Raw genomic sequence first — 20572 nt, forward strand, 5'->3', positions numbered from 1 at the left:
TTCCGGGTTCACGCTTCGCGTGCTCCGGAATGACGGCAGAGACAGCAGACCATGGCCATCAACCACCTTGCGCCTGAGCAAACCGAGCAATTCGCCGACAACATCGTCGGCTTCGCCCGCGCGCTGCGCGCGGCGGGCATGCCGGTCGGGCCGGGTGCGGTCATCGATGCTATGAACGCGCTTGAGGTGATCGACATCGGCAAACGCGCCGACGTCTTCACCACACTGGAGGCGATCTTCGTCAAGCGCCACGAGCATGCGCTGATCTTCAAGCAAGCCTTCAATCTGTTCTTCCGCGCCTCGGAAGAGTGGAAGCACATGCTGGATTCGGTGCCGTTGCCGGAGCAGGCCAAGAAGAAGCCGCAGGCAGGCTCCCGCCGCGTCCAGGAGGCGATGTCGCAGCCGCGCATGACGGAGACGCCGCAGCACCAGGAGCAGGATTTGCGCCTGTCGGTCTCGGACAAGGAAATCCTTCAGAAGAAGGATTTTGCGCAGATGAGCGCGGCCGAGATCACCGAAGCGCTCCGCGCCGTGGAGCGAATGCGGTTGCCGCAGGCCGAGCTTCTGACGCGCCGGCACCGGCCCGATTCCCGCGGCCTGCGCCTCGATCTCCGCCGCACGCTGCGTGCCTCGTTGCGCACCGGCGGCGACATCATCGACATCCATCGCCTCGGGCGGATCGAGAAACCGGCGCCGATCGTCGCGCTGCTCGACATCTCGGGTTCGATGAGTGAGTACACCCGCCTGTTCCTGCATTTCCTGCATGCCATAGGGGACGCGCGAAAGCGTGTCTCGGTGTTCCTGTTCGGCACCCGGCTCACCAACGTGACCCGGGCGCTCCGCCAGCGCGACCCTGATGAGGCGCTGGCGAGCTGCTCGGCCTCGGTCGAGGACTGGGCCGGCGGCACCCGGATCTCGGCCTCCCTGCACAATTTCAACAAATTGTGGGCGCGGCGCGTGCTGAGCCAGGGCGCCATCGTGCTGCTGATCTCCGACGGGCTGGAGCGGGAAGCCGATTCCAAGCTCGCCTTCGAGATGGACCGGCTGCACCGTTCCTGCCGGCGGCTGATCTGGCTCAACCCGCTGCTGCGGTTCGGCGGCTTCGAGGCCAAGGCGCAGGGCATCAAAATGATGCTCCCGCACGTTGACGAATTCCGCCCGGTACATAATTTGAGCTCGATCCAGGAGCTGATCATCACGCTCTCCGGGCCGCTGCCGCCGCATCACCGCAGCTTGATCCGCTCCGCAGCCTGAGAGGTAGCCATGCTCGATCGCGACGAGGATATTCTGAAGGCGGCGGAGGACTGGCAGAAGGCCGGCCGTGGCGTCGCGCTCGCCACAGTGGTGGAGACTTGGGGCTCGGCACCGCGCCCGGCAGGCTCGAGCCTCGTCATCAACGACGAGGGCACGTTCCTGGGGTCCGTCTCCGGCGGCTGCGTCGAGGGCGCCGTGGTCACCGAGGCCATGGATGTGATCCAGAGCGGCAAGCCCAGGATGCTGGAGTTTGGCGTTGCCGACGAGACTGCCTGGAATGTTGGGCTGTCCTGCGGCGGCACCATCCGCGTCTTCGTCGAGAAGGTCGGCTAGCCGTGAAGCTCGCAATCCTGCACGAACTCAATGCCGAACGCGCCGCCCGCCGCCCGGTGATCCTGGTGACCGACACCGAAAGCGGCGAGCAGCGCCTGGTGAAGGCCGAGGACTTCGGTAAGGATCCCCTGCGCGCCGAACTCGACAAGCAGCTTCGCATGGGCAAGAGCGCCAGTGTCGAAGCCGGCGGCAAGAAGCTCTTCCTCAACGTCTATGCGCCGACCGCCAAGCTCGTCATCGTCGGCGCCGTCCATATCAGCCAGGCCCTAGCACCGCTGGCGCGCTCGCTCGGATACGACGTCACCGTGGTCGATCCGCGCACGGCCTTTGCGAGCCCCGAGCGCTTCCCCGACGTCCCGCTGGTCGCGGAATGGCCCGACACGGCGCTGCCTCCGCTCAACGTCGATGCCTACACGGCCTTCGTCGCGGTGACGCACGATCCGAAGATCGACGACCCCGCGCTGCTGCACGCCTTCGAACGTAACTGCTTCTATGTCGGCGCGCTCGGATCGCGGAAGACGCACGCCAAGCGCGGCGACCGGCTGCGGGCCCAGGGCGCCAAGGAGGCTGACATCGCGCGCATCCACGCGCCGATCGGGCTTGCGATCGGCGCGGTCTCGCCGTCCGAGATCGCGGTGTCGATCATGGCCGAGATCACGGCGGTGCTTCGCCTGCCGCCCAAAGAAAAAGAAGAAGCCGCATGAAGTTCGGCCCGGCGAGCCCCAGGGATGCGATCGGCGGGGTGACCGTCCACACCCTGCGCCAGGGTCCGCTGGTGCTGAAGAAGGGCACGACGATCGGGCCCACCGAGGTCGCGGCGCTGGAGCGCGCCGGCATCAAGGACGTCGTGGTGGTGCGGATGGAGGAGGGCGATGTCTCCGAGGACATCGCTGCCGCCAGCATCGCGCTTGCCGTCGGCGGCGATGGCATCCATGTCGAGCGCGCCTTCACCGGTCGCGCCAATTTGTTCGCCGCGCGCCCCGGCGTGCTGGTGATCGATCGCGCCGCGGTTGACCGCATCAACAATATCGACGAGGCCATAACCTTTGCCACGCTCTCCGCCTTCAAGCCGGTGGTCGAGGGCGAGATGGTCGGCACCGTCAAAATCATCCCGTTCGGCGTCGAAGGAAATTTGCGTGATGCCGCGGTGAAGGCCGCGGGCCGCGACGTTCTGAAGATCGCGCCTTACGTCATCAAGCGTGTCGGCGTGGTCTCGACCCTGCTGCCCGGCCTGTCCTCCAAAGTGATCGACAAGACCCTGCGCGTCACCGCCGAGCGGCTTGCGCCAGCCGGCGCCGCCATCATCGCCGAGCGGCGGGTCCCGCATGAGGAGCAGGCGCTGTCGGCTGCGATCAAGGAATTGCTGGGACTTGGCGCCGAGCTCGTGATCGTGTTCGGGGCATCCGCGATCGCCGACCGCCGCGACGTGATCCCGGCGGCCGTGACCGGCATCGGCGGCGAGATCGAGCATTTCGGCATGCCGGTCGATCCCGGCAATCTGCTGCTGATCGCCCGGGCCGGCACCGTGCCGGTGCTGGGCGCGCCCGGCTGCGCGCGCTCGCCGGTCGAGAACGGCTTTGACTGGGTGCTGATGCGGCTCCTGGCCGGCATCAAGGTGACGCGGTCCGAGCTGATGGGCATGGGGGTCGGCGGCCTCCTGATGGAGATCGTCACGCGCCCGCAGCCGCGCGCAAAACCGGAGATCGAGGACAACAGACAGGTCGTGGTCATCGTGCTCGCAGCAGGCCGCTCGACCCGGATGGGCGGACCGAACAAGCTTCTCGCCGAGCTCGACGGCAAGAAGCTGGTGCGGATTGCGACCGAGCAGGCGCTGGCCTCCAAGGCGTCCGAGGTGATCGTCGTCACCGGCCACCAGACCGAGCTGATCGAGCAAGCCTTGCAAGGCCTGAAGGTGCGTTTCGCTCGGAATCCGGATTTCGCCGGCGGCATCGCAAGCTCGGTCAAGGCCGGCATTGCGGCCGTGCCCGAGACGTCCGACGGCGCTGTGGTGTGCCTCGGCGACATGCCGCTGATCGATGCCGGTCTGATCGACCGTCTCATCGACGCGTTCGCACCGGACCGCGGCAATCTCATCGTCGTGCCGGTCAGCGAGGGCCGCCGCGGCAATCCCGTGCTGTGGTCGCGCCGCTTCTTCAAGGAGTTGATGACGCTCGACGGCGATGTCGGCGCGCGTCACTTGATCGCGAAGCACACCGAGGCGGTCGCCGAAGTGCCGGTCGACGGCGAGAGCGCCTTCCTCGACATCGACACACCGCAGGCGCTAGAAGCGGCACGGCGGGGATGACGCTGACCTAGGGTGGACTAAGGCGCGTAGCGCCATGCCCACCATTGCCCAGACTGCGATCCGAAATTGGTGGCACGCCTCAATTTCAACGCCCCGTTCACCATCTGGAAACGACCGGCGCTTACAGTCCACTTCACCTGCCTTGGGGGAAGGGGCTTTTCCATGGCTTCGAACGTCGTCGCGCGCCGTTGCGCGATGTTTTTCTTTGCGCTGTCCGTCTGCGTCGCGGGCGCTCGCCACATCACGGACGCACATGCCGCCGGTGCATTTGCGGTCGGCAAGTGCGGTGCCTATGGTCAGGCCTTCGATTATGGCGCCGAGCACGAAGCGCGCGCGGCGGCGCAGAAGCAATGCAAGGGCGACTGCACGACCGTGACGATGAAGCGCGCCTGCGCCGCGATGTCGGTCGATCTTTCCAATCCCTGCGGCGCCTACGGCTATGCCGTCAAGCCGAAGATCTCGGCCACGCTCAATGCCGCCACGCGCGAATGCTACAAATACGGCGGCAAGGAATGCGTGATCCGCGCCTGGGCCTGCGACGCGAAGGGTTGATTCCTGTTGCAGTCATCCGGATGGTGCGTAGCATCGAATCCGGAATGACAGTCGAGGAGTTGCATGCAGTTCGATACCAAGATCGCCATCGTGATCCGCACCGATCTTCAAACCTGGCAGAAGCTCAACGTCGCGGCCTTCCTCACCAGCGGCATCGCGGCTGCGTTTCCCGATTGCATTGGCGAACCCTATGAAGACGCGTCGGGCACGAACTATCACGCGCTCATCGGCCAGCCCATCCTGATCTATGGTGCCGACGGTTCCGCATTGACGCGCGCGCTCGATCGGGCTCTGACGCGCAACGTCAAGCCGGCGGTCTATACCGAGGACATGTTCAAGACCACACATGATGCCGCCAATCGCGAAGCGGTGAGGGCGGTGGCGCGGGCCGATCTCAACCTCGTCGGTCTCGCTGTGCGCGCCGAGCGCAAGGTGATCGATAAGATCGTCGACGGGTTGAAGTTTCATAGTTGAGGCAGGTGCTTTTTGTTTCACCTCTCCCGCTTGCGGGAGAGGTCGCGCCGAAGGCGCGGGTGAGGGCTCTCTCCGCTTGGGGATTGTCCCGCTGCGACGACACCCTCTCCCCAACCCTCCGCAAGCGGGGGAGGGAGCGCACCGTTTGCGCGGCAGCTATCACCCCGGCGGCATGCCCGCGAACTTCGGAAGGTCCGGGTCGAGGCGATCCCAGGCATGTCCGCGTGCGGCGTAAGTCACTACTTGCGGCTCGTACCGGGCGGGTTCGTCGAGGCTTGCGGCGCGGATGGTGAAGATGTCGGGCATGGCCGCGAAGGTCAGATAAACAGGCAAGCCGCAGTGGGCGCAGAAACCGCGTGTTTTCACGTTGCCGCTGTCGCCGACCATCTCCCAGTGCTTCGCTTCGCCCGTCACGGTGACGCCGGCGCGCGCGAAGGTCATGTACGAGCCGTGGCCGCTACCGCTTTCGCGCTGGTAGTCCCGGCACTGGCAGTGATTGCTGAACAGGGGCTCACTGGCGATCGAATAGCGGATCGCGCCGCAGGCGCAGCCGCCGGTAAACGGCTTGGTCATTGCGATAACTCCTTACTTGTCTTCGCCGCTGATCTCATCGAGCTGGCGGACGACCTTCTTCCAGCCGCCGCTCATCCCCGTGTAGGCCGACTCGTTCCTGGGTATGACGAAGCCCGCATGAACCAGACGGATCCGCGTGCCGGCCTCGACCGGGGTGAGGGACCACGTCACGACAGTGTCGAGTGGCGCGCCGTACCCGGTGTTGCGCTCATCCCCGCCCTTCCAAGCGTAGACGAGGCGGCGGTTCGGCATGACCTCCAAGACGCGGCAATGGATGACGCCATCCCATGCGCCGCCCGGCGTGGTCTGGTAGGTGAAAGTGTTGCCTTCGACGGCCTCGAAACCGGTCGGCGGCATCAGCCAGCGCGCGATCAGCTGGGCGCTGGTCAGCGCCTTCCAGATCGTCTCCGGTGCGTGAGGGAGCACCTCGTCGAGGACGATGTCTTTTGTCTCGGCTTTCAATTCGACAGCACTCACGGATCGATCTCCTTCAAGAGGTCACGCAGGTTCTGGAAGCGCTCGCGCCAGAACACGCCGTAATGGTCCATCCAGGAGACCAGCGGTTCGAGGCCTTGCGGCGCGGCACGGTAATAGACGTTGCGGCCCTCGGCACGCTCGGCGACGAGGCCGGCCTGCTTGAGGGACTTCAAATGTTGCGAGATCGCACCTTGCGTCACGCCACTTCCGCGCGTGAGCTCGGCGACGCTGATCTCCTTGCTCTCGAAGACGCGCTCGAACACGGCGCGCCGTGTCGGATCGGCGAGGGCGCGCATCACGGTGGTCACGGGATTTGGAGCGGCTGCGATCATTAGATTAGATTAGTATGCGCTAATTAATTAGTCAATACTAATTTGTTGGCTGGATGGGTCCGCAGTGCTGTCTTGACTATGACTGACCGGTCAGTCATTATTTAAAGATGACCAGAAAGCCCATCAAAGCCGCCACGCCGCCCGCAGCTCGCGCCAACGCAAAGGCCTCTGCAGGCGCTGGCAACGACGCGGCGCCCACACCGAGCCGCGCCACGCGCGCGGCGGAACGCCGTGCGGCCATCGTGGATGCTGCGATGGAGGAGTTCATCGCGCGCGGCTTTGCCGCGACGCGGCTCGACGACATCGCCAAGCGCGCGGGTGTGGCCAAGGGCACCATCTACCTGCACTTCAAGGACAAGGAATCGATGTTCGAGGAGCTGGTGCGGACGGTGATCGTGCCTGTCGTGACGCGGTTGACGGCATTGCCGCCGCCGGCGGGCTCGGTGCGCGATCTCGTCGAGACGTTTGCCAGCAACTTCCTGAAGGAGGTCATCGGCACGCGGCGCGGCGATCTCGTGCGTCTGATCGTGGCCGAAGGGCCGCGCTTTCCCTCCGTGGCCGATTTTTACTACCGCGAGGTCGTCTCGCGCGGCATCGCCGCCATGCGCGCCCTGATCGAGCTCGGTATTGCCCGCGGCGAGATCCGCCAGAAGAACCTGGCGCACTATCCGCAGATCCTGGTCGCGCCCGCGATGATCGCGGTGATCTGGCAGAGCCTGTTTGCGCGGCACGCGCCGCTCGACGCGCAGGACATGCTGCGCGTTCATCTCGATTTGATTTTTGGTGAACGGAGCACGACATGAGGTCGTCGCAAGCAATTTCTGTATTCGCATTGATCGCGGTCCTCGCGAGCGGCCTTGCCGGCTGCAAGGACAAGCGTGAGCCCGGCTTCCAGGGCTGGGTCGAGGCTGACATGATCTTCGTCAGTCCGGACGAGGCCGGCCGCGTGACGAAGCTGAACATCCGCGAGGGCGATGAGGTCAAGGTCGGCGATCACCTCTATTCCGTCGACGACGATCTCCAGCTTGCCGACCTCAACCAGAACAAGGCGACGCTGGCGAATGCGCAGCAAACCTATGACCGCGCGGCCTCGCTGAGCAAGACCGGCTCGGGCACGCAGGCCAATCTCGACTCGGCCGTCTCCGCCTTGCGCGTCGCGGAGGCGCGTGTGGCGACCTCGGAGACGCGGATGGCACGGCGCAAGGGCTTTGCGCCCGTGGCCGGTACCATCCAGCAGATCTATTTTCGCGAGGGCGAGATGGTGGCGGCGCAGCGGCCCGTGCTCTCGATCATGCCGCCCGGCAACATGAAGCTGCGCTTCTTCGTGCCGGAGACCGAGCTGCCGAAGCTTGCGATCGGCGATACGGTGCGGATCGCGTGCGACAATTGCGCCGCCGATCTCACGGCAAAGATCTACTTCATCGCGACTTCGGCCGAATACACCCCGCCTGTCATCTACAGCCTCGAGGAGCGCAACAAGCTCGTCTATCTGATCCAGGCGCGGCCGTCGCGCCCCGATGCGCTGCGCGTTGGACAACCCATCGACGTCCATCTCAATCCAAAAACTCCGGTGGCGGATAAACGATGAGCGGCGGCAATGGCATCGCGATCGACGTCAAGGGCCTGACCAAGTCGTTCGGCGGCCGCGAGGTCGTGCACGATTTGTCGATGCAGGTGAAGCGAGGCTCGATCTACGGCTTCCTGGGCCCGAACGGCTCCGGCAAGACCACCACCATCCGCATCCTCTGCGGCCTGCTCACGCCCGATAGTGGCGAGGGCACCTGTCTCGGCTACGACATCCTGAAGGACGCCGAAAAAATCAAGCGCCAGGTCGGTTACATGACCCAGCGCTTCAGCCTCTATCAGGACCTGTCGGTGCGCGAGAATCTCGAATTCGTCGCGCGGCTCTATGGTCTTGCCGATGCGCGCGGCGCCGCGCGCGACATGATCAAGCGGATCGGGCTCTCGGGGCGCGAGGAACAGCTCGCGGGCGAACTCTCCGGCGGCTGGAAGCAGCGGTTGGCGCTAGGTGCCTGCACATTGCCCAGTCCAAAACTGCTGCTGCTCGACGAGCCGACCGCCGGCGTCGATCCCAAAGCGCGGCGCGATTTCTGGAACGAGATTCATGCACTGGCGGCGGACGGTCTCACCGTGCTGGTCTCGACCCACTACATGGACGAGGCCGAGCGCTGTCACGAGATCGCTTATATCGCCTATGGCCATCTGCTCGTGCACGGCACCGTGGAGGAGGTGATCGCGAAATCCGCGCTGACGACCTACACCGTGACGGGCGAGGACCTGAACGAGCTCGCGGCTGCGCTCACCGGCAAGCCGGGAATCGACATGGTGGCGCCGTTCGGCACGTCGCTGCACGTCTCCGGCCGCGAGGTCGCCGCGCTCGAAGCCAGCATCGCACCATGGTGCGAGAAAAGCGGGCTGCACTGGCACAAATCGTCGCCGTCACTGGAAGATGTGTTCATCGAGTTGATGGGCCGTTCCAAGGACAATTTCCAATGACCGCCGTCGATCGTCCCGAACCACGGCACGCGATCCGGGAGCGCTTCGGCTTCTGGAGGCGCTCCTATGCGATGCTGATCAAGGAGTTCATCCAGCTCAGGCGGGACCGGGTGTCGTTTGCGATGATCGTGATGCTGCCGGTGATGCAGCTGCTCTTGTTCGGCTACGCCATCAACACCACGCCGCACAATCTGCCGAGCGCGGTGCTGCTCCAGGAGGACTCCGATCTCGCACGCTCGATCCTGAAGGCGCTGGAGAACACCGCCTATTTCCGCTTTCTCTACGAAGTGCACGACGTCGAGGATTTCGACAATCTCCTGAAATCCGGCAAGGTTCTGTTCGGCGTCGAGATCCCGCGCGGCTTCGAGCGGGCGGTACGGCGCGGCGACAAGCCGGCGCTGCTGGTCGCGGCTGACGCCACCGATCCAGTGGCGGCGAGCGCGGCGATCGGCTCGCTCGGCATGGTCGTGCAGACCGCGCTCAAACACGATCTCTACATCGGCGATCCTCCGGAGATGCCGTTCGAGATCCGCGCGCATGCCCGCTACAACCCCGCCGCCGCGTCGAGTCTCAACATCGTGCCGGGCCTGGTCGGTACCATCCTCACCATGACCATGCTGATCTTCACCGCGCTCTCGGTCACGCGCGAGGTCGAGCGCGGCACGATGGAGGCCCTGCTGTCGATGCCGATCAAGCCGGTCGAGGTGATGTTCGGCAAGATCATTCCCTACGTGCTGGTCGGGTTCGTGCAGGCGTTCCTCATCATCGGCATCGGGGTCGGCCTGTTCGGCGTGCCGGTGCTCGGCAATCTGTTCCTGCTGGCGCTGCTGTCGACGCTGTTCATCACGACCAACCTGGCGATCGGGTACACGATCTCGACGCTGGTGCAGAACCAGCTCCAGGCGATGCAGATGTCGATGATGTTCTTCCTGCCGAGCATCTTGCTGTCCGGCTTCATGTTCCCGTTTGCCGGGATGCCGGCCTGGGCGCAATATGTCGGTGAGTGCCTGCCACTGACGCATTATCTGCGCATCGTCCGCGCCATCATGCTGAAGGGCGCGAGCATGCAAAATTTGCGTTTCGATGCGTTGGCCCTGGCTGTCCTGATGCTGCTCGCCATGACCATCGCCGTGACGCGCTTCCGCCGCACGCTGGATTGAGGCAAGATGCCCCTGGAATCAAGGGGGCGGAATGGTCAGTTTTGCGAGCAGGAAGGCCCGGCAACACGCCGTGATGTCCGAGGACTTCGAGCGCGAGCTGACGCGGGAGGTGCTGCGGACCGAGCTGTTGCGGGTGAGGGCGCTGATCATGACGGGCTGCGTCATGATGCTGTTCCTCACTGCGATCAACCTGGTCGATCCCGCCGTCGTCGGCCGGGTCTGGCGCGGCACCGAAGGGCTGGCCGAGGTCTACGGCCTGCTCGTCGGCTTCATCCTGTTCGAGGTCTGGGTCCACACCCAGATCAGGAAGAACCTCAAGCTAGATCGCGATCTGCCGGTTGTCAGGCGCTATATCGGCGCGCTGATCGAAACCTCGGTACCCACGGTGATCCTGATCCTCCAGATCCGGACCATGGGCGCGAATCAGGCGCTGGGCTTCGCGGTGCCACTGATCTATTTCATCTTCGTCATCCTCTCGACCCTGCGGCTGGACTTCTGGCTCTCCACCTTCACCGGTTTTGTCGCCGCGGCCGAGCTGTTCGCCGTGGCGCTGATCTTCGATCCTGCCAGCGGGAGCGGCGAGCCGCAGATCTATTTTCACGCGGTACGAAGCACCATCATCCTGATCTGCGGCGTGCTTGCAGGCGCGGTCGGTGCGCAGCTCCGCCGCCAGTTCGCCGCGAGCATTGCGGCTGCGACCGCGCGCGACCGGGTGACCAACCTGTTCGGCCAGCACGTTTCGCCGCAGGTGGTCGAGCGGCTGATGGCGGCGGGGACGAGCGCCGCCGGCGACCTACGCCGCGTCGCCGTGATGTTCGTCGATTTCCGCGGCTTCACCGCCGGCGCGCAGTCGCGCTCCCCGCAGGAGGTGGTCGACCGGCTCGACGGCGCCTTCGCCGTGCTGGTCGACATTCTCGACCGCGAGGGCGGCATCGTGAACAAGTTTTTGGGCGACGGCTTTCTCGCCCTGTTCGGTGCGCCGCTCGAGACCTCCGACGCCGCGCACCGCGCGGTTGCCGCGGGCCGCGAGATGCTGACCGCGATGGAGCGCATCAATGCGCAGACGAGCTGGCCGCTCAAGATCGGCATCGGCATCCATTTCGGCGAGGTCGTCGCTGGCAATATCGGCTCGCCCCGGCGCAAGGAGTACACCGTGATCGGAGACACCGTGAACTTCGCCTCCCGGCTGGAGGCGCTGAACAAGGAGTTCGGCTCGCAGCTCCTGATCTCGGCGGCCGTCCGCGAGGCGCTGGGCGAGGACGGCAGCGATGCCGTCGCGCTCGGCGAGGTCGAGGTGCGCGGCTATGAGCAGAAGGTTGCGGTGTTTCAATTGGGATAACGCGCGGTGAAGCGCGTGAAGAACTATCTCTGCTAGCTTTCAGGTCTTGCATTGTGGAAGCCGCTTCTGGGCTTCGAACCCGTCAGCGCGATTGCTCCGATTGCACCGAATATTGGGGCATGACGCGCGATGTCATCGGCTTGTAGACTGGCGCGCGATGCGGCCGGTTGCGGCCGCGCCTTGCATGAGGAAGTGAAAGATGCAGCGCCGCTACATCACCGTCGACGTGTTCACCGACCGCGCCTTCGGCGGCAACCAGCTCGCCGTGGTGCTCGATGCCGGCGGGTTGTCGACCACGCAAATGCAGTCGATCGCGACCGAGTTCAACTATTCCGAGACGACCTTCGTGCTGCCGCCGCGCGACAAGGCGAATGATGCCGAGGTGCGCATCTTCACGCCTGTCAGGGAGCTTCCTTTCGCTGGCCATCCCAATGTCGGCACCGCCTTCGTGCTGGCCTCGATCGCGAAGGAGCCGAAACCGCGTCTCCGGTTCGAGGAGAAGGCGGGGCTGGTGCCGGTCGATATCTCGCGAGAGCAGGGGCGCGTGATCAGCACCGAGCTCACCGCGCCGCAGCCTCTGACCCGCCTGTCGCAATTGTCTGCCGCTGATGCCGCGAGCTGCATCTCACTCAGTGCAGACGACATTAGGGTCGACTGTCACGCTCCACAGGTCGTCAGCGTTGGAACGCCGTTTCTGGTGATTGAGGTGCACTCGCGCGATGCGCTCAAACGGGCGAGGTCCGACGCGGCGGCATTCGGCAAGGTATTTCCGTGCGACGGCGCGTTCGCGGCGTGGTTCTATACGCGCGATGTGCCCGCGGCGGAGGCGCCTTGCGAGCGGCAGGCGCGGATGTTCATGCGCGGCGCCAGCGGCCTCGCCGAAGACCCCGCCACCGGGAGCGCAACGGTCGCGGCCGCCGCGCTGTTCGCCGATCTCGATCCGAGGCGCGACGGCGAGTTGAAGCTCACGGTCGGCCAGGGCTTTGACATGGGGCGCCCGAGTATCCTCCAGACGCGCGTGCGCAAGCAGGACGGCAAGATCGTCTCGGCCCATGTCGGCGGGCAATGCGTGCAGATGATGGAAGGGACGTTTAAGCTGGCGGGAGAAGGGTAGCTCTCTATTCCCGGCTAGGACGGAGAGAGTCGCTCAGGCCTGCCGTCCCGCCAGATTCTTCACTGCCACCCCATCGCGCTCCTCGATGATCTCCGCGATCATCTGGCGGTGGCAGTGGGTGTGGTCGCGCTCGTAGCAGAGCAGGCAGACGGGACCGGCTTTCTTCACCAGCGCCGAGAGCTCGTCCATCTGCTCCCGGGCCTCCGGCGTCTTAAGGTGCTTCGCGTAGATCTTCTCCAGCACATCGTATTGCCCGCTGCGAGCGGCGAGGCGGCCTTCCTTCGGCGTTCCGAGCGCGGCGAGGTGGACATAGGCGATGCCGCGTTCATCGAGGCCCGCGGACAACTGCTTCTTGGAAAAGCCGGGCCGGCGCGATGACGTCACCGCGCGCACGTCGACGACGAGCTTGACGCCGGATTGCTCCAACTCGTCGAGCACTGCCTTGGGCGGCGTCTGCTCATAGCCGATGGTGAAGAGCTTTTTGGCCTTTGCCATGAGACACCTTTAGCGAAACACCTCAACTCACTCGCGCGATCAGTTCCATGGCGCCGGCCGGTGCGCGCACCTTGCCCTCATGGATGACATAGGCGAACACGTCGCGGGGCTCCTTCTTCGGCTTGACCTTGTCGACCTTCGGCAGGTCGTCGGGTTCACTTCCCTCGGCCCAGTCCTGAAAGCGCTTGGCCCAGGCATCGAGCTGCTTCGGCGGATAGCAGGTCTTGATCTCGTCATTGCCCTTCTGCAGCCGGGCATAGACGAAATCGCCGGCGACGTCGGCGATCGCTGGATATTTGCCGTGCTCGGCGAACACGACCGGCGTCTCGAATTCGCGGATCAGCGCGACGAAATCCGGCGTGCAGAAACTGTCGTGACGGACCTCGACGACGTGGCGCAACGCGCGTCCCGCGAGCTTCCGCGGCAACAGCTCGAGGAACTTGCCGAAATCGGCAGCGTCGAATTTCTTGGTCGGCGCGAACTGCCACAGCACCGGCCCAAGACGATCGCCGAGTTCCAGCACGCCGGAATCGTAGAAACGCTTGATCGAATCCCCGGCCTCGGCGAGCACGCGGCGGTTGGTGGCAAAGCGCGGCCCCTTGACCGAGAACACGAAACCATCAGGCACCTCGCTTGCCCATTTGCGAAAGCTCTCCGGTTTCTGCGAGCCGTAATAGGTGCCGTTGATCTCGATCGAGGTCAGCTTCGAGGCGGCGTAGGACAGTTCCTTGGCTTGCGTGAGCTTCTCCGGATAGAACACCCCGCGCCAGGGCTCGAAGGTCCAGCCGCCGATGCCGATGAAGATGTTGCCGGATTTTTTGGACGCGGTTTTTGCTTTGGCCACGGAGGATCTCGGATGACGGGAGGAGGGCCTCCATCCTAATCAAACCAGTTGTGATTGGCCAGTTTCGACGTCCCGTCTAAGCTTGCGACGGGATCTGCGAAAAAATGGAGAACAAGATGCGGATGCTGATAGTGGGAGCGGCGCTCGTCATGATGACATCTGCTGCCATGATATCTTCAGTCATGGCCGACGATGACGATGCCAAGGGTGCGCAGAAGCTCGCCATGCAGGGTCGCGACGATTATTGGCATTGCCTGGCGCGGGAATATTCGCGCGACGGCAATCAGGGCCTGTCGGAACAGGACTTTGGCCGCTCCGTCGCCGGAGCCTGTCCGTCAGAGCGACAATACTACCGGGTGGCACTGCTCGATTATCTCACCACGCAATATCCGGCTATCGATGCCGGCGCCCATCTCGCGACCGCGAACAGGGCGGTGGAGGCCGCGCAAAAGGACATCGTGACGGCCTTCGTCAAGCACAAGCCGCCGCAGAAATAGCCCATTGAACCGGTGCGTCCGGCAAGCCCTTCCGGCAGCGCGCTCATCCATGGTATCACTGGGCGCATCTGGAACAGGGATGGGTGTCCATGTCGTCTGAGTCGGTGGGGGGCATTTTGGGCGCGATCGTCGCGGCGATCGTGCTTGCGGTCGCCGTCGTCTTCGGGCCGATCGGCCAGTACGGCAAGCCGCCCAAGCCCGCGAAGGCCGAGCCGGCCGGGGCTGCGGCGCCGGTGGCCCCTGCCGCACCCGTGCCGCGAGGGCCGGTGATCAAGGAAGTCCCGAACCAGTAAGGGCGTGAAAAAGGCCTCTTTCGCCCCTTGTAAAGCCGCGTTGCCGTTCCCATTTAGGTTCTAACGGCGACGTTGAGCGGAAACTCCGGCGCTGGAACGACCTTGGAATAGCACAGGCTGCGCCGGATGTACGCGCGGTCCGCCGTTCCGGGGTCGTTGGCATTTTAGCGCCCCTTTTGGGCCGCTCCCCAGAGAAACCCCCGGCTCGCCAGCGCAAGTTCTTGGCAGCACAGGACGCGGCGGATATACGCTGCCGTCATGAATGAAGCGATCAGACCGGGCTCCGAGATCCAACAGGCGGCTTCGCCGGCGCCGGAATTGTCGGTCGTCGTACCGACCTTCAACGAGCGCGACAATGTCACGGTGCTGTACCGGCGGCTGGAGGCAGCGCTGGCCGGCATCGCCTGGGAAGTCGTGTTCGTCGACGATAATTCGCCTGATGGCACCTGGGACGTCGTGCGCGCGTTGGCCCAGCGCGACAGCCGGGTGCGCTGTGTCCGCCGTATCGGCCGCCGCGGCCTGTCGGGGGCCTGCATCGAGGGCATCCTGGCCTCCAGTGCGCCCTATGCGGCCGTGATCGACGCCGACCTCCAGCACGACGAGACGCAACTGCCGAAGATGCTGTCGCTGCTCGCGAGCGGGCAGGCCGAGCTCGTGGTCGGCAGCCGCTACATCGAGGGCTACAAGAGCGAAGGCTTCAACAAGCAGCGCGCCGGCGCCAGTGCACTGGCGACCGAGGTCGCGAGGAAGATGCTGCGGGTCGAGATCGCCGACCCCATGAGCGGCTTCTTCATGGTTCGCCGCGACCGCTTCGAGCAGCTGGCGCCGAAACTTTCCGTGCACGGCTTCAAGATCCTGCTCGACCTCGTCGCCAGCGCCAACGGCACCTTGCGCGCCATCGAAATTCCCTACACGTTCGGCGAGCGCCAGCACGGCGAAAGCAAGCTCGATTCCATGGTCGCGCTGGATTTTCTCGGCCTGGTGCTGGCGAAGTTCACCAACGATGCGGTCTCGTTACGCTTCTTGCTGTTCGCGATGGTCGGCGGGATCGGCCTCGTGGTGCATCTCACGACGCTGTTCATATCACTCGAGCTGTTCAAGGAGCCCTTCGCGGAAGCGCAGGCCTCCGGCGCCATCGTCGCGATGACCAGCAATTTCGTCCTCAACAACTTCCTCACCTATCGCGACCAGCGGCTGAAGGGCTTTGCGCTGCTACGCGGCCTGATCGCGTTCTACATCGTGTGCAGCGTCGGCCTGCTCGCCAATGTCGGCGTCGCCTTCTCGGTCTACGACCAGGAGCCGATCTGGTGGCTTGCGGGTGCGGCCGGGGCGCTGATGGGCGTGGTGTGGAACTACGCGATGTCCGGACTGTTCGTCTGGCGCAAGAAGTAACTCTCGATGGGCGGGGCTGACGCGCGGATCGTCCGCAATACGGCGCTGGCAATCCTTGCGCTGGTCGGCTTGCGGCTCGTCGCAGCTGCCTTCACGCCGATCACTTTCGATGAAGCCTATTACTGGATGTGGTCGCAGAACCTCGCCGGGGGATATTACGACCACCCGCCGATGGTTGCCTACGTCATCCGCGCCGGTACCCTGATCGCCGGCGACACCGAACTCGGCGTCCGCCTGGTCTCGATCCTGCTCGCGCTGCCGATGAGCTACGCGATCTATCGCTCCGCCGCGATCCTGATCGGCGGCGCGCGGGTGGCGGCGACCAGCGCCATCCTTCTCAACGTGACGCTGCTGGCCTCGGTCGGCACGCTGATCGTCACGCCCGATGCGCCGCTTCTGGTTGCCTCCAGCTTCGTGCTGTTCTTTCTCGCGAAGGTGCTGGAGAGCGGCCGCGGCGTCTGGTGGCTCGCGGTCGGCGCAGCCGTCGGAGCGGCACTCCTGTCGAAATACACCGCGATGTTCTTCGGGCTAGCGATCCTGATCTGGATCGCGGCCGTGCCGAAACTGCGGCACTGGTTTCTCTCGCCTTGGCCGTATCTGGGCGGTTTCGTTGCGCTCGCGCTGTTCTCGCCGGTGATCCTCTGGAATGCCGATCATCAATGGGTCTCGTTCGCAAAGCAGCTTGGGCGCGCCAGGATCGAGGATTTTCGTCCGGTCTTCATCGCCGAGCTGATCCCGACCCAGATCGCGTTCGCAACCCCGCTGGTGTTCATCCTCGGCGCGATGGGGCTGCACGCGCTGACCTGGCGCCGGGCCGGCGCGCTCGCCTCGCGCGTGCTGATCGAGACGATGTTCTGGACCATCGTCGCCTATTTCGTCTGGCATTCCCTGCATGCCCGCGTCGAGGCCAACTGGTTCGCGCCGGTCTATCCGCCTTTCGTCGTCGCCGCCGCCGCCGCCAATCTCGTGCAGTGGAAGCCGCGCCAGCGCCGCTTGGTGGATTTCTGCCTGCGCTGGGCCGCACCCACCGGCATCGTGATGTTTGCCGCGCTGATCGTGCAGGCCAATACTGGCTGGCTGTCCGGCTATCGTCGCGATGCGACCGTGCGCAGCGTCGGCGTCGGCTGGCGCGAGCTCGCTGCCGAAATCGAAGCGGTGCGCGCCCGCAATGGTGCGACCTGCGTGCTTGCGCCGGACTACGGCACGACGGGCTGGCTCGCCTTCTATCTGCCGCGCGGCAGCTGCGTGGCGCAGCAGAATCAGCGCATCCGCTGGGCCAACATGCCCGAGCCCGATCCAAAGCTGCTTGCAGGCAAGCTGATCTATGTCGACGAACTGCGCTCTGACGGCCATCCCGCCGTCCACGATCTCTTTGCGAAGGTGACGCAGGTCGCACAATTGCAGCGCAAGCGCGGCCCACTCGTGATCGAAACTTACAGCATCGATCTGCTCGAAGGCGCCAAGGGCGACGTGCTGGACCGCTCGCCGCCGCCGGAAGCGCGGTAGCTCTTCCTCGGAACGGCGACGAAGGTTCAGTCGATCATCTCGGCCTTGGTCGTGGCCTGATTTGGCCTGTCTTGGTCGCGCCAGAACCAGACGGTAACGACGCCGGAGCGGCCGCGGACCTGCGTGAGCAGGGGACCCGACAGAACGCCGTCGGGAGCGCCCTGGAAGTCGGCGGCGTCCAGCAGCGTATCGCTGAGCGCGACTCGCGCGCCGTTCTGGACGGCGACCTCCATCAACCGGCTCGCGACGTTGACGGTGTCGCCCGTCGCCGTGATGTGCTGATGGCTTTCGCCGAGGCGGGAGGCCACGATCGGGCCGAAATGCGCGCCGATCTTGAAGCCGAGCTGATCCCTGATCGCAGGCGGCAACGACGCGATCCAGCGTTCGACGCCGCGGTGCAGGTCGATCGCGCATTTTAGCGCGCGTGCGGCGTCGTCGGGCATTGCGCCGGGCAGGCCGAACAGGATCATGGCGCCGTCTCCGAGAAAGCCGCTGATCATGCCGCCGCAATCGACCGCGGTCTTCTCGATCAGTGCGTGAAACGCCTTTAGAATGTCCTGGAGCTCGCTTGGATCGATCCGCTCGCTCAGCGCCGTGAAGCCCGAGAGATCGATGAAGACCACCGCTGCGTCCTGCCGTACGGGCGTCGACAGGAAATTCGGATCGCGCGCCAGCCACTCCTGCACGGCCGGCGCCTGGAATTGCGCGAGCGACCGGCTCTTTGCCGCGAAATATTGCGTGCGGCGGCCTCCCGCCCACAATTGCACGCCGGCAAAGACCGCAACCGGCGGCACTGCTGCGGCGAGCGTGGTCGCGGCGTTCAGCCAGACGCCGTGCGTGAACGCGAACAGATTGAAGCCGGCCCAGGCGATCATCACCGCGGCCGCGGCGACGATGCCGAGCGTGCTGCGCCGCCAGGCGAGCAGGCCCACCAGCAGCATCGGCAACAGGATGGCGATGAGTGCGTCGGCGATGTGGACCTTGCGGTCGCGCACGATGCTGTCGCCGGCGACGAGATGGGTGATCGCGGTGGAGACCACTTCGACGCCCGGCATCAGGGAATCGAACGGCGTCGGGTAGAAATCACCGCCGCCGGCGACCGAGGCGCCGATCACGACGATCCGGTTCTCGATCGCCGCGCGATTGAGCGTGCCGTCGAAGATGCTCTGTGCGCTGACGGTGCGGATGGTCCGGCGCGGGCCGTAATAGGTGATCGGCAGCGCGAAGTCGGTATCGGTCGGCACCGCGCGGTCGCCGAGCATCAGATGGTCCGGCGCGATCGTCAGCGACCTGTCGAGCGCGCGCGCCGCGACCCGCAACGGGAAGGACAGCTCGACCTTGTCGCTGGTCCGGAACAGCATCGGCACCGAGAGCGGCGAGCCCGATTGTCCGGTCGCAACGTTGACGACGCCGACTTCGGCATGATCGGCGAACGCCGGCAAGGGCAGCAGAAAGCGCTCGGCCTGCGGCAGGGCGGCGAGGGGACCTTGGCCGCTGGTCTCCACGGTCTCGCTGGCGGGGAAGATCGCTGCGGCGGCAAGAACCATGGGACCGGTAGCCAGCGTATTTGCCAGCGTGGCGTCGCCGATCGCAGCGCTGCGGTCGACCAGCAGCAGGTCGATCGCGACGACCTTCGGTTTGAACTGCACGATGGTGTCGACGATTCGGGCGAGATCGGCGCGCGGAAGCGGATAGCTGCCGCCGCGCTTCACGACGGTATCGTCGATCGCGACGATGGTGACGAGATCGGGCGGAACCCGTACGCCGCGGACCTGCGTCCGCCAATCCGTCAGCGTCGCCTCGAGGCGATCGAGAAAGCGCAGATGGCCGTTTGCGTGCCCGGCATAGATGCCCGCGCCCCACAGCGCGGTGAGGGCAAGCGCCACCAGGATCTGAATGCGTCGGCTACTCATGTGGTCGTTTTGCAATCTTTTCTATCATCCAAATGCTTTTGTCCGAGCCCTATTGACCCAGCCCCTTACTGGCCAAGTCTTATCGACCAAGTCTCGCCATCAACGCGTCGACGCGCGGCTGGCCCCATGTCTTGACCGTCAACGGGCCTGTCGCTTCCACGTCGACGCCTTCGCCGCGGCCTAATACCACGCCGCGCCCGCCGCTCCTGCGGTTCACGCCGACACGGCCGTCGGCGACGAAGACGGAGGTCTTGGCCTCTGCGACATCGACTGCCCATTTCGTGCCGCGCACCGCGGCGATCGCTTGCGGCGTCAGCACCTTGAAGGGATTGCCGCCGGGCTTCTTGGGCACCTCGACCAGCAGCGCTTTGCTGCTCAACTCCACGGAGTCTATATGTCCGTCGCGGTTGGCGTCCTTAAGTTCAAATCTGGCGCCGTTTTCCGCAACGATGGTGATGCCGTTGTCGCAGCGCCAGGTCTGCGTGCCGGCAGCGGATAGCGATGCCGTGCACCCCGCATTGGCAGGCTGCGCGGCCGCGTACCCCATCCCCAAAGACGACCACAGCAGGACAAAAAACCCCGCGTGTGCGATCCCTCTCATGCCAGCCTCCGTTTGCGTGCCAGGCACAGTTCAAGGCGATGTTGATACGGTACCGTATCACACGCAGAGGCTGCCGAAAAGTGCCGAGATCGGAGCTATTTTCTCAGCACGGGCTTTTCCAGACCGGTGCGATCAAGTTTCGGTCAGGGCGCCCCGTGCGATGCGCGTAAGCGGCGAGCCACGAGAGATGGACGCGGGCTATTGCACACCAGCCTGGCGCAATGATTCCCCGTTAACGTCCGGGTATTGAAGACCACGAAAACGACTTGGTTGGTGCGTTTAGAGAGGCGGCCAAAGACGTTCGCCGACCTCAGCGATCCAGCCGAGAATTATAGTTAACAGGCGCGCCTAAGTCCGTAATCCTGCGGGCTTTTTCCCAAAATGGGACGACCTGAACGGGTTGCCTCACATCCGCCAGAACTTAATCCGCATTTAACTAAAAGTGGCCTTAATGACGCTCCGACCCTCTGCGAGATGCTGTTCCCGGATCGTGACCAGCGGCGCTTCGAAGGGGGACTGAGTGACACTGTTCTGGACGCAAGGCGAATGAGTACGAGTATCGCTGCGCAAGGCATCGCGGCACGAAAGTCCAAAGGATTCT

At 64.7% G+C, this 20572-nt stretch carries 23 protein-coding genes; 16 read left to right on the plus strand and 7 right to left on the minus strand.

The window, feature by feature from the left end; all coding sequences use genetic code 11:
• Positions 1 to 51 precede the first annotated feature (51 nt).
• From AC0L3C_RS05105 to AC0L3C_RS05130, 6 genes are all read left to right on the plus strand, one after another.
• On the plus strand, positions 52 to 1254 hold the full coding sequence (locus AC0L3C_RS05105) for a vWA domain-containing protein (protein WP_473258983.1): 1203 nt from the start codon (positions 52 to 54) through the stop codon (positions 1252 to 1254).
• A gap of 9 nt (positions 1255 to 1263) precedes the next feature.
• Positions 1264 to 1587: an XdhC family protein gene (locus AC0L3C_RS05110; RefSeq protein WP_007602422.1), complete on the plus strand. Its 324-nt coding sequence runs from the start codon at positions 1264 to 1266 to the stop codon at positions 1585 to 1587.
• A gap of 2 nt (positions 1588 to 1589) precedes the next feature.
• Positions 1590 to 2291 carry an XdhC family protein gene (locus AC0L3C_RS05115; RefSeq protein WP_473258980.1) on the plus strand — a complete coding sequence of 234 codons (702 nt, stop codon included), beginning with the start codon at positions 1590 to 1592 and terminating at the stop codon, positions 2289 to 2291.
• Positions 2288 to 3892 (plus strand): NTP transferase domain-containing protein, encoded by a 1605-nt coding sequence (locus AC0L3C_RS05120; RefSeq protein WP_473407326.1) that lies wholly within the window; start codon positions 2288 to 2290, stop codon positions 3890 to 3892. The genes AC0L3C_RS05115 and AC0L3C_RS05120 overlap by 4 nt, the downstream gene beginning before the upstream one ends.
• Positions 3893 to 4054: 162 nt before the next feature.
• Positions 4055 to 4444 (plus strand): DUF4189 domain-containing protein, encoded by a 390-nt coding sequence (locus AC0L3C_RS05125; protein ID WP_007611990.1) that lies wholly within the window; start codon positions 4055 to 4057, stop codon positions 4442 to 4444.
• Positions 4445 to 4507: 63 nt separating this feature from the next.
• Positions 4508 to 4918 (plus strand): DUF2000 family protein, encoded by a 411-nt coding sequence (locus AC0L3C_RS05130; RefSeq protein ID WP_473258976.1) that lies wholly within the window; start codon positions 4508 to 4510, stop codon positions 4916 to 4918.
• A 159-nt stretch (positions 4919 to 5077) separates the two neighbouring features.
• On the opposite strand, the gene AC0L3C_RS05135 is transcribed toward AC0L3C_RS05130, so the two are convergent.
• From AC0L3C_RS05135 to AC0L3C_RS05145, 3 genes are read right to left on the minus strand one after another with little or no spacing between them, the layout of a single operon-like run.
• Positions 5078 to 5491 (minus strand): GFA family protein, encoded by a 414-nt coding sequence (locus AC0L3C_RS05135; protein WP_473407327.1) that lies wholly within the window; start codon positions 5489 to 5491, stop codon positions 5078 to 5080.
• 12 nt (positions 5492 to 5503) lie between these two features.
• Positions 5504 to 5968 carry an SRPBCC family protein gene (locus AC0L3C_RS05140; RefSeq protein ID WP_007611987.1) on the minus strand — a complete coding sequence of 155 codons (465 nt, stop codon included), beginning with the start codon at positions 5966 to 5968 and terminating at the stop codon, positions 5504 to 5506.
• Positions 5965 to 6300 (minus strand): ArsR/SmtB family transcription factor, encoded by a 336-nt coding sequence (locus AC0L3C_RS05145; protein WP_473407328.1) that lies wholly within the window; start codon positions 6298 to 6300, stop codon positions 5965 to 5967. The genes AC0L3C_RS05140 and AC0L3C_RS05145 overlap by 4 nt, the downstream gene beginning before the upstream one ends.
• A gap of 107 nt (positions 6301 to 6407) precedes the next feature.
• On the opposite strand from AC0L3C_RS05145, the gene AC0L3C_RS05150 reads away from it, so the two are divergent.
• The 6 genes from AC0L3C_RS05150 to AC0L3C_RS05175 all read left to right on the plus strand — a co-directional run bounded on the left by AC0L3C_RS05150 (position 6408) and on the right by AC0L3C_RS05175 (position 12430).
• Positions 6408 to 7103, plus strand: coding sequence for a TetR/AcrR family transcriptional regulator (locus tag AC0L3C_RS05150; protein ID WP_473407329.1), 696 nt, complete (start codon positions 6408 to 6410; stop codon positions 7101 to 7103).
• On the plus strand, positions 7100 to 7888 hold the full coding sequence (locus tag AC0L3C_RS05155) for an HlyD family secretion protein (protein ID WP_473407330.1): 789 nt from the start codon (positions 7100 to 7102) through the stop codon (positions 7886 to 7888). The genes AC0L3C_RS05150 and AC0L3C_RS05155 overlap by 4 nt, the downstream gene beginning before the upstream one ends.
• Entirely contained in the window at positions 7885 to 8817 is a 933-nt protein-coding gene (locus AC0L3C_RS05160) for an ABC transporter ATP-binding protein (protein WP_473258966.1), read from the plus strand. Before AC0L3C_RS05155 ends, AC0L3C_RS05160 begins: the two co-directional genes overlap by 4 nt.
• Positions 8814 to 9977, plus strand: a complete 1164-nt coding sequence (locus tag AC0L3C_RS05165; protein ID WP_007611973.1) for an ABC transporter permease — start codon at positions 8814 to 8816, stop codon at positions 9975 to 9977. Before AC0L3C_RS05160 ends, AC0L3C_RS05165 begins: the two co-directional genes overlap by 4 nt.
• Positions 9978 to 10008: 31 nt before the next feature.
• Positions 10009 to 11316, plus strand: coding sequence for an adenylate/guanylate cyclase domain-containing protein (locus AC0L3C_RS05170; protein WP_473407331.1), 1308 nt, complete (start codon positions 10009 to 10011; stop codon positions 11314 to 11316).
• 199 nt (positions 11317 to 11515) lie between these two features.
• Positions 11516 to 12430 carry a PhzF family phenazine biosynthesis protein gene (locus AC0L3C_RS05175; protein WP_473407332.1) on the plus strand — a complete coding sequence of 305 codons (915 nt, stop codon included), beginning with the start codon at positions 11516 to 11518 and terminating at the stop codon, positions 12428 to 12430.
• A gap of 33 nt (positions 12431 to 12463) precedes the next feature.
• Here AC0L3C_RS05175 and AC0L3C_RS05180 read toward each other — a convergent pair whose 3' ends face one another.
• On the minus strand, positions 12464 to 12925 hold the full coding sequence (locus tag AC0L3C_RS05180; protein WP_473407333.1) for a DUF488 domain-containing protein: 462 nt from the start codon (positions 12923 to 12925) through the stop codon (positions 12464 to 12466).
• Positions 12926 to 12947: 22 nt separating this feature from the next.
• A complete protein-coding gene (locus AC0L3C_RS05185; RefSeq protein WP_473407334.1) occupies positions 12948 to 13769 on the minus strand; it encodes a DUF72 domain-containing protein in 822 nt (273 codons plus the stop codon).
• A gap of 116 nt (positions 13770 to 13885) precedes the next feature.
• On the opposite strand from AC0L3C_RS05185, the gene AC0L3C_RS05190 reads away from it, so the two are divergent.
• From AC0L3C_RS05190 to AC0L3C_RS05205, 4 genes are all read left to right on the plus strand, one after another.
• On the plus strand, positions 13886 to 14266 hold the full coding sequence (locus AC0L3C_RS05190; protein ID WP_473407335.1) for a hypothetical protein: 381 nt from the start codon (positions 13886 to 13888) through the stop codon (positions 14264 to 14266).
• An 89-nt stretch (positions 14267 to 14355) separates the two neighbouring features.
• Positions 14356 to 14559, plus strand: a complete 204-nt coding sequence (locus tag AC0L3C_RS05195; protein WP_473258955.1) for a hypothetical protein — start codon at positions 14356 to 14358, stop codon at positions 14557 to 14559.
• A 258-nt stretch (positions 14560 to 14817) separates the two neighbouring features.
• The gene (locus AC0L3C_RS05200; RefSeq protein ID WP_473258953.1) at positions 14818 to 15951 is read left to right on the plus strand and encodes a glycosyltransferase family 2 protein; all 1134 of its coding nucleotides are present in this window, start codon (positions 14818 to 14820) and stop codon (positions 15949 to 15951) included.
• 6 nt (positions 15952 to 15957) lie between these two features.
• On the plus strand, positions 15958 to 17457 hold the full coding sequence (locus AC0L3C_RS05205) for a glycosyltransferase family 39 protein (protein WP_473407336.1): 1500 nt from the start codon (positions 15958 to 15960) through the stop codon (positions 17455 to 17457).
• Positions 17458 to 17483: 26 nt separating this feature from the next.
• On the opposite strand, the gene AC0L3C_RS05210 is transcribed toward AC0L3C_RS05205, so the two are convergent.
• Together AC0L3C_RS05210 and AC0L3C_RS05215 are read right to left on the minus strand one after the other, a co-directional pair.
• Positions 17484 to 19370 (minus strand): CHASE2 domain-containing protein, encoded by a 1887-nt coding sequence (locus AC0L3C_RS05210; RefSeq protein ID WP_473407337.1) that lies wholly within the window; start codon positions 19368 to 19370, stop codon positions 17484 to 17486.
• Positions 19371 to 19449: 79 nt separating this feature from the next.
• Positions 19450 to 19971, minus strand: coding sequence for a FecR domain-containing protein (locus AC0L3C_RS05215; RefSeq protein ID WP_473258946.1), 522 nt, complete (start codon positions 19969 to 19971; stop codon positions 19450 to 19452).
• Positions 19972 to 20572: the final 601 nt, after the last annotated feature.

It is taken from the genome of Bradyrhizobium sp. WSM4872 (assembly GCF_055811715.1).